The organism is Flaviramulus sp. (genome assembly GCF_982512915.1).
Window position 1 is genome coordinate 139302 of the sequence record NZ_CEWOCJ010000008.1, and the last position, 8345, is coordinate 147646.

Genomic DNA, 8345 nt, shown 5'->3' on the forward strand with positions numbered 1-8345 from the left:
TTGAATTTTAGTTAGCAAATATAAATTTTTATTAGAGTATTACAAGTTTCTCAATTTTTTCTACTTTTTTATTTAATAGGTTAGACCGTACTGTAAGTTTATAAATATAAACACCTTTTCCTATTTTATCTCCAAAATCATCTCTACCATCCCAAATTAAATCTCTAGATAGCGAAGTTGGATTATTTATACCTCCTGTTGTTTGCCCATTAATGGTTTTAACCAATTTACCTGACACAGTAAATATTTGTATAGAAACGTCTAAAGGTTCTGAACTATTGTGATTAAACCAAAATTCTGTGTAATTTACAAACGGATTTGGGTAATTAAGCACGTTATTTATTACTAACTGTTCATCTTTATCGAAAACAATGAATTGAATTTCTGATATGGATGAATTATTATAAACGTCCCAAGCTTTAAGTGTTAAGGTATGAAGCCCTGGCTCTAAATCTCTAAATGGAAAACTTACGGTTCCTTTTGTATAATCGTCTACTTCAGCTTGATAATAATCATTTAAAATTATTGGATTAGTTTCATCACCGTCGAGTATTGCCACAATATCGTGTCCAACTCCACTTGCCGTATTGATACCATTTATATCTTCTAACTTAGCTAATAGTGTAGGTTGTTCGTTGGTAATACCGCCTGATACAAAATTTTCATCGTTCATGTATAACGTTATAATTGGCCCAATGTTATCTTCTTCTGCATTTTCATTTATTCCACCAACTCTAATTGTATCTACATTAGCTCCAGCTTGATCTTCATTCTGAGCTTCATTTTTAGCATAAAAACTAACTTTACCAAAACCTACTGGAATTCCTACATCTTTAGGAACTACAAACTCAAACTCAAACTGCCCATTATTTACAGAAGCTTGACCTCTGAACAATATCTCTCCAAGTGTTGTGAAATTTAATTTTACTAATTGCCCATTTAATCTAGTACCATCATTAGCTAAAGTTTCTCTATTTATAAACTTATCATAGATAGTTGCAGATAATATTCCTTTATAATTTGATAATATATTACCAGAAAGATCTGTAACTTCTCCTGCAAACTTAACTCGACTTAAAGCCTTTAAAGTATCTGTTGATTGAGCTAAAGGAACATCATTTATTTTTGTTAATCGAATATTTGGTTTTGGAAACGCTAATTTCATAGCTGGATCTCCTATAAAAAACATCAAACGCTTTTGACTTGAGCCTGCTACTGCTGGGTCACTTTTTGCTAAACGCAATGCCTCTGCCATAGAAGGATATTCGAAATCTCCAAATGTATCATTGTCGCTATATGAGAATAGATATTGCCCCAATATATTATTAAATGAAACGGCTAAACTTACAAAAATTTGTCGGGTTGTAGTTATTAAACCTATGGCTCCGGCATTTTTGTTCCAATAAGTGAATTCACCAGCGGTTTCCCTAAATGGATTATCAAATCTTGTGAACTCACAGGTTACAGTTACAAAACAATTTAATTTACCAACATTTCGAAACCCTTCAATATCTGGTTTTAATAGTATACGTTCTTCAGCTAATCCATCTTCGCCACCATGACCAAAGTAATTCACAACCAATGCGCCATTATCTATGGCATTTACTAGCTCGGTAGTTACTGCAGGATATCGTTCTCCTCCAGCTGAAGATTCTTGTTGAAAAGCATCTGAATGGATTTTAACAACATTGATAAATGGCTTTTCTTGTGTAACTAAATTACCAACATTATCTGTGGTTTCTTGTAATAAACCTTCCCAATCTTTATCTACGTCATCAGAAACAACAACAAAATTATTACGCCAACTACCAAAAGACTCTTTTGCGTAATACGATTCTATTTTATCTATCATTTCTTTGGCACGTTGAGGCGTTTCAGCTAAGATTCTTCCTATAGCTAAATCTAGTCGATTACTTGTTGACATATTGCCTTCATTATCATCCATCATCCCATAAAAATCATCAGACACAAATGATGTTGTTAAATTAAAACTTCCGTATGCATGCCAAGAAGGAACTATATTCGTATTGTTCGGTATTCTATCTTTATAATCAAAGGAGGCATCTCCAAATAAACACAAGTATTTAATTCTGTTTTCTGGTGAGCTTGCATTATCGTAAATATATTTTACAAGATTTCTAATTGCCCCAATATCTTGATTACCAGAACTAAACTCATTATAAATCTCATTTAACCCAACAACTTTCACATTTAAGTTATATTGGTTTTTATTAATTTGTGCTAAACGCTCAGCTTGTATTAGAAAATTATCTGGAGCAACTATTAAATAATCGACATCTTGAAATTGCCCTTGATTATTCTGAAAAATAGTTCCTTTAATATTTTGATTATTTACTGTCGTTTTAGAATCAAATTTAGGCTCAAAAAAATCTTGAGATGTTATAGCAATGTAAGTTTTTAAAGTCCCCAAATCAGAAGTGAAACTTAAATTAGAATCACTATCAGTATTTACATAATTTGTAACATTGTATAAATCTGTGACTTCCCAAATTTCAGAAATTTGAGAAGCATTGGATATATTGTATTGCCCTATACCAGACAAAGTCTGTACCTCACTATTTTCAAATTGAAATTGTTTATTATAAAAATTTAAGACTCTCTTTGCTTTTATTGATATGTAATCCAAATATCCAAGTGTACTTGGATTGCCTAAATTATCAAAATTAAGCTCAACAGAAATAGTTGAAGAATTTACATTTACATTACCAATATAATTAGCTCCACTCGCTAAAGTAGGGCTTGATACGCCTGCAAGAGACAAATTAGCAACCGATGCATTATTAACTACAACTTCCATAACACTATTATTAGATGAAGTGGCAGCTACTTTAACGGATAAATTTATTGGTTCGGCTGTAACTAAATCCGGGAATTCAAAATTAAATTTTTTACTAATTTCAATATCAAATCTATCTCCAAACCATCGCCTCCCTAAGGATAATAAATTATATTGATCTACTTCATGATATTTATAATCTTCAAAAGTATTAATATTCAAATCCACATTACCTGTGGGTTGAGAAAATGGCCGAATTCGTTTACCTAGACCAGAACTAACATTTATGTAGTAATATGTTTTATCTGTATAACTATTAATATGAGTCAAACTTTCAGAATTAAAACCTTTTGGACCTCGAGCATAAAATAAAATATAATCGTCATTGTTAAAAACTCCGTCCTCTTCACCAACAAATTTTATGGCATTTTCAGGAATATCAAAAGGGTACTCTACAGCATTTGAAAAAGGGATCATGTCTCCACCATGCCCATATAACTTTATATTGCGAGGGTCAACATTATTTACATTAACACCTAAACGCTGCAAAAAACTTTTAGATAATTTAAAAACTCCTGTTGTATCTAGGTAAAATCTATACCATTCACCAGAGCTTAAAGCAGAATTTGAAATAACTTTTGATGTTTTAAAACCTTTATTACTTGGAGAAACTCTATTTCTGCTATTACCATTCTTATAATCTATCTGAAAAGACAATACCTTTTTTAAGGCACCATTAGCTTCTTTTATTATAGGCGTTAATTGAAAATGACCGTATTGCTTATTTCTTGAAGTAGAATTTTTTAAACTATAACTTAACTTACTAGGAATTGTTTTTAAATCTAAATCTTTTAATTCAGTTTTAGTAATATTCCCATAAACCACATTACTAACAGTAATTGATGATTCGTCAATAGCATTGATTGTTTCCCATTGATCAACAAATAATAAGCCATCTTCAAAATTAAAAGTAAAATACTCTTTATTAAAAGAAGGCGTTTCAAATTTAAAATTACTTCCAGAAATTTTTTCAGAAGCACTCCAAGTTATCGAATATTTTTTTTGTTGACTAAATACTACCGTTGAACAAATCAACAGAAATAATAAAATTTTCTTTTTCATTAGTAAATAAACGTCATTAGCATCCAGTTATTATTAAAAAAACAACAATTTTAAAAACTACAGCAAAAATACAATAATAAATTAGTAAAACAGACGTTAATACAAGACAAAAGAATGGGCAAAAACAGCAAAAACATCGTTGTATGGTTCTAAAAATAGGGTGAAATACACTTTTTTTTGGTTAAAATGCAAAAAATAGCTTGCGTTGTTAGGTTTAATTCTTATATTGCAGCACCAAAAATATTATTAGCTTACTTAAAAGTATGAATATGAGAAAAATAGTAGCAATCAAGATTTTACTAATTACAGCTATCTTAACTACTTCAACAAGTTGTAAAAAATCTTCGAGTTCAAAAAATAGCTCTAGAGCTACAGGATGGAATATTAACTCTCGAGAAGGTGGTTTTCAGTACAATACCGACTTTAAAGAACAAGAAACTTCCCCTGGTTTAGTTTTTATAGAAGGTGGCACTTTTACTAAAGGTCGCGTTCAAGATGATGTTATGCATGATTGGAATAATAGTCCAAACCAACAACACGTTCAATCATTCTATATGGATGAAACTGAGGTAACCAATGCTATGTATATGGAATATTTAGATTGGATTAAACGTGTTTATCCGCCATCTGATGAAAATTTTAGAGCCATTTATAATGGTGCATTGCCAGACACATTAGTTTGGAGAAACCGTTTAGGTTTTAATGAAGTAATGACTGAAAACTATTTACGTCATCCTGGTTATGGAGAATATCCAGTGGTTGGTGTAAGTTGGATACAAGCAGTTGAATTTGCAAATTGGCGCTCAGATAGAGTTAACGAATATAACCTTGAAAAAGCAGGTTATTTAAAGCGTGATGCTAAAATTATTGATGTAAACTCTGAACAAACCTTCAATACAGATACTTACATTAATGCTCCAACCCTTACCTATGGTGGGAATGAAGATGTAATTAACGGAGAAAAACGTAACAAAAAATTTGTAAGAACAGATGCCGATGGGAATGAAACTAATATCTATGCAACACGTGAAACTGGTTTAATTTCTCCAAAATACAGGCTTCCAACTGAAACAGAATGGGAGTATGCGGCATTAGGTTTAAGCGAAATAAGAAGCTTCAATTTATATAGAGGTCGAAAAAAATATCCATGGGATGGCCAATACACTCGTTCAGGAAACCGCAAGACCCGTGGAGACCAAAAAGCCAACTTTAAACAAGGAAAAGGTGATTACGGTGGTATAGCTGGTTGGTCTGATGACGGTGCAGATATTACAAATGCTGTAAAATCTTATGAACCAAATGATTATGGACTATACGATATGGCTGGTAACGTTGCTGAGTGGGTTGCAGATGTATACAGACCAATAGTAGATGATGAATTTAACGATTTTAACTACTACCGTGGAAATGTTTACACTAAAAATGCTTTAAATGAAGATGGTACTGTTAAAGTAGTAACTGCTGACGATATTGTATATGATACTTTATCAAACGGAAAAGTTATAGCCAGAAATTTACCAGGTGAAATATTACAAGTGCCAGTTGATGAAAATGAAACTTATTTAAGAACTAACTTTGATAAAAGTGATGAAATAAACTTCAGAGATGGTGATAAGCGTTCTTCTCGTTACTTTGAAAGCTTTAATGATGAGGAAAACGAAGGTGGAAATAAAAGTGAAACAACTAAAATGTATAACTCACCAAAACATAATATCAGTAGAGATTCTGTTGGAAATATTATTAGAGAATACGACAAGAGAAACAACCGTACTTCTTTAATCAATGATGAAGTAAGAGTTTACAAGGGTGGTTCATGGAAAGATAGAGAGTACTGGTTAGATCCTGCTCAAAGAAGATACTTCCCGCAAGACATGGCTACTGATTATATTGGATTTAGATGTGCTATGTCACGTGTAGGATCAAAAACAAAAGAAAAAACAAAAACAAAAAACTAATTAATTGTTTGAATAAAAATTTAAAAGTCCTAACTAAAGTTAGGACTTTTTTTATACATTTAATTTAAAATATTAAGCCTTGGAAATAGACGTATTACACCAGCTTTTCTTAAAATGCAATACTATTTGTACTGATACGAGAAAAATTAAAAAAAACGCCCTTTTTTTCGCTTTAAAAGGGGATAACTTTAACGGTAATAGTTATGCAGAAAAAGCTTTAGAATTAGGTGCAAAATATGCTGTCATTGATGAATCTGAATATTATACATCATCTCAAACTATTGTAGTTGATAATACTTTAAATACGCTACAGGAATTAGCAACATTTCATAGAAACTATTTAAAAACACCAATAATAGCTCTTACCGGAAGCAATGGAAAAACAACAACTAAAGAATTAATTAATACTATTCTTTCTCAAAAATATATAACCACTGCAACCATTGGGAATCTAAATAACCATATTGGAGTGCCCTTAACTTTATTATCACTTACAGAAGAAACTGAAATAGGTATTATAGAAATGGGCGCCAACCATCAAAAAGAAATTAAATTTTTATGCTCCATTTCACAACCAGATTTTGGATTAATAACCAATTATGGAAAAGCACATTTAGAAGGTTTTGGCGGTGTTGAAGGTGTTATAAAAGGTAAAAGTGAAATGTATGATTTTTTAATCAATCACGATAAAACCATTTTTATAAACGGCAATGATGCCATACAAGTTGATAAAACTAAAAATGCTAATACATTTAGTTTCGGAAATTCAAAAGAAGATATGGTTATTAATTTTATTGAAGCCAATCCTTTTGTAATATGTAATTTTGAAGATGAAATAATACATAGTCAACTTATTGGAGATTATAATTTTACAAATATCGCTTATGCTATTACTATAGGAAGCTATTTTAAAGTTGACACAAAAGCTATTAAAAATGCTATTGAAAATTATATCCCGAAAAATAACCGCTCACAAATAATTAATAAAAATTCCAATAAAATAATCTTAGACGCCTATAATGCAAATCCTTCAAGCATGCAAGCTGCTATATCAAACTTTGAAAAACAAACTGGAAATAAAATAGCTATTTTAGGGGATATGTTTGAATTGGGAAATGATGCTAAAGTAGAGCACCAGTATATTGTTGATTTAGCTATTTCTTCAAATATTGATAAAATTATTTTTGTTGGTGAAAATTTTAATGGTATAGTAATTAATTCTATTAAAAGCAGCAAATATTCTTCTTTTGAAAGCTTTAAAAATAGCTCTGAAATTCTAGAATTAAAAAATACTACAATTCTAATAAAAGGATCCAGAGGTATGGCTTTAGAAAGAATTTTAGATATTATTTAAATTTAAAAAAGTGCCTTTTAATATCCTTTTTAAAAAGTATATTAAAGAGACACTTGATTTTAATAAATTCTCCCTAAGAATTAATTAATAGCTATGGTAAAATTCACGTTTATTTTTTTTTAATACAATACTCAATTTGAGTATTTTTTGGGTTTTGTCATATTTTACAAACTTAATAATGCATTAGATTTTAACATTCCTATTAATTCTCCAGTTGAAGAGATGTTAAGTTTTTTTAAAATATTTCTTCTGTGGGTATCTACTGTATTATTACTGATGTTTAGTTTTTTAGCTATTGATTTACTTGAATTATTTAAAAATAGTAATCTAATAATATCTCGTTCTCTATTACTAATACTATCGGTTAATAATTTTTGAGAAAAATTACTAAAATACTTAGTTTCATAAACATTGTTTTTATTCAATATTTTAGCGGTTGCAGTAACCGGTATGTTTATTTTTGAATGTAAAACTGTATAATGTGCCAATCCTATGATAGGTTTATCATCAACATCAAACTCTAACGGTGTTGTGTTTTGAATCACATTCAAATAAACTCCATTTGAATTTTTTATTCGATAATTCCAAGTATAACTCATTTTGTGCCTTTCAGTAATATCAATATTATTCAAAGTGAAAATCATTAATTGATTTAAAGCCTCAAGCCAAGGCTCAACATCATCAGGGTGCATTTTACTCCAAAAATATCGCATACCTTTAACCTTTAAATCATTTCTATCCAAGCCTAAACAAGCTGTTAAATTTTTGCTGAGGTATTCAAATGTTAAATTTTGAGTATTTGTAATGCAAAAAAAAGTAGAACTATAGGGTAAATAAGAATCTAATTCAATGATCTTCTTTATATGTGCTTCTAAGGAAGGTTTATCATAAGATTTAAAAATATCTTTGTAAACATTTTTTATTTCTTCTAGAATCATACAATAGATTTTTTTCTAATATAAAGATAAAAGCTATCCGAATGATTAACAAATGTATAAAAAGTTAAATTTTAAATTACATAATAAAAAAAATCCTAAAGTAAAATACTTTAGGATTTTGTGGACGAGATAGACCTGACTTCAAATCAAATACTCGAGTTTTTTGAAAAATTCAACTT

General features: G+C 29.9%; 4 protein-coding genes. 2 read left to right on the forward strand and 2 right to left on the reverse strand.

Annotated elements, in window-relative coordinates; translation table 11 throughout:
* Positions 1 to 31: 31 nt before the first annotated feature.
* Positions 32 to 3919, reverse strand: coding sequence for a type IX secretion system sortase PorU (gene porU, locus AC1XJX_RS07875; protein WP_482003425.1), 3888 nt, complete (start codon positions 3917 to 3919; stop codon positions 32 to 34).
* Between the two features lie 263 nt (positions 3920 to 4182).
* On the opposite strand from porU, the gene gldJ reads away from it, so the two are divergent.
* Both gldJ and AC1XJX_RS07885 read left to right on the forward strand, forming a co-directional pair.
* Positions 4183 to 5874 carry a gliding motility lipoprotein GldJ gene (gldJ, locus tag AC1XJX_RS07880; protein ID WP_482003426.1) on the forward strand — a complete coding sequence of 564 codons (1692 nt, stop codon included), beginning with the start codon at positions 4183 to 4185 and terminating at the stop codon, positions 5872 to 5874.
* A 79-nt stretch (positions 5875 to 5953) separates the two neighbouring features.
* Positions 5954 to 7228 (forward strand): UDP-N-acetylmuramoyl-tripeptide--D-alanyl-D-alanine ligase, encoded by a 1275-nt coding sequence (locus AC1XJX_RS07885; protein WP_482003427.1) that lies wholly within the window; start codon positions 5954 to 5956, stop codon positions 7226 to 7228.
* A gap of 164 nt (positions 7229 to 7392) precedes the next feature.
* On the opposite strand, the gene AC1XJX_RS07890 is transcribed toward AC1XJX_RS07885, so the two are convergent.
* A complete protein-coding gene (locus AC1XJX_RS07890) occupies positions 7393 to 8166 on the reverse strand; it encodes a LuxR C-terminal-related transcriptional regulator (protein ID WP_482003428.1) in 774 nt (257 codons plus the stop codon).
* Positions 8167 to 8345 lie beyond the last annotated feature (179 nt).

What these genes read in the sequence shown, in the direction of transcription:
- AC1XJX_RS07890 (WP_482003428.1), bottom strand. Translation starts at nt 8,166, where the DNA reads ATGATTCTAGAAGAAATAAAAAATGTTTACAAAGATATTTTTAAATCT.
- porU (WP_482003425.1), bottom strand. Translation starts at nt 3,919, where the DNA reads ATGAAAAAGAAAATTTTATTATTTCTGTTGATTTGTTCAACGGTAGTA.
- gldJ (WP_482003426.1), top strand. Translation starts at nt 4,183, where the DNA reads ATGAATATGAGAAAAATAGTAGCAATCAAGATTTTACTAATTACAGCT.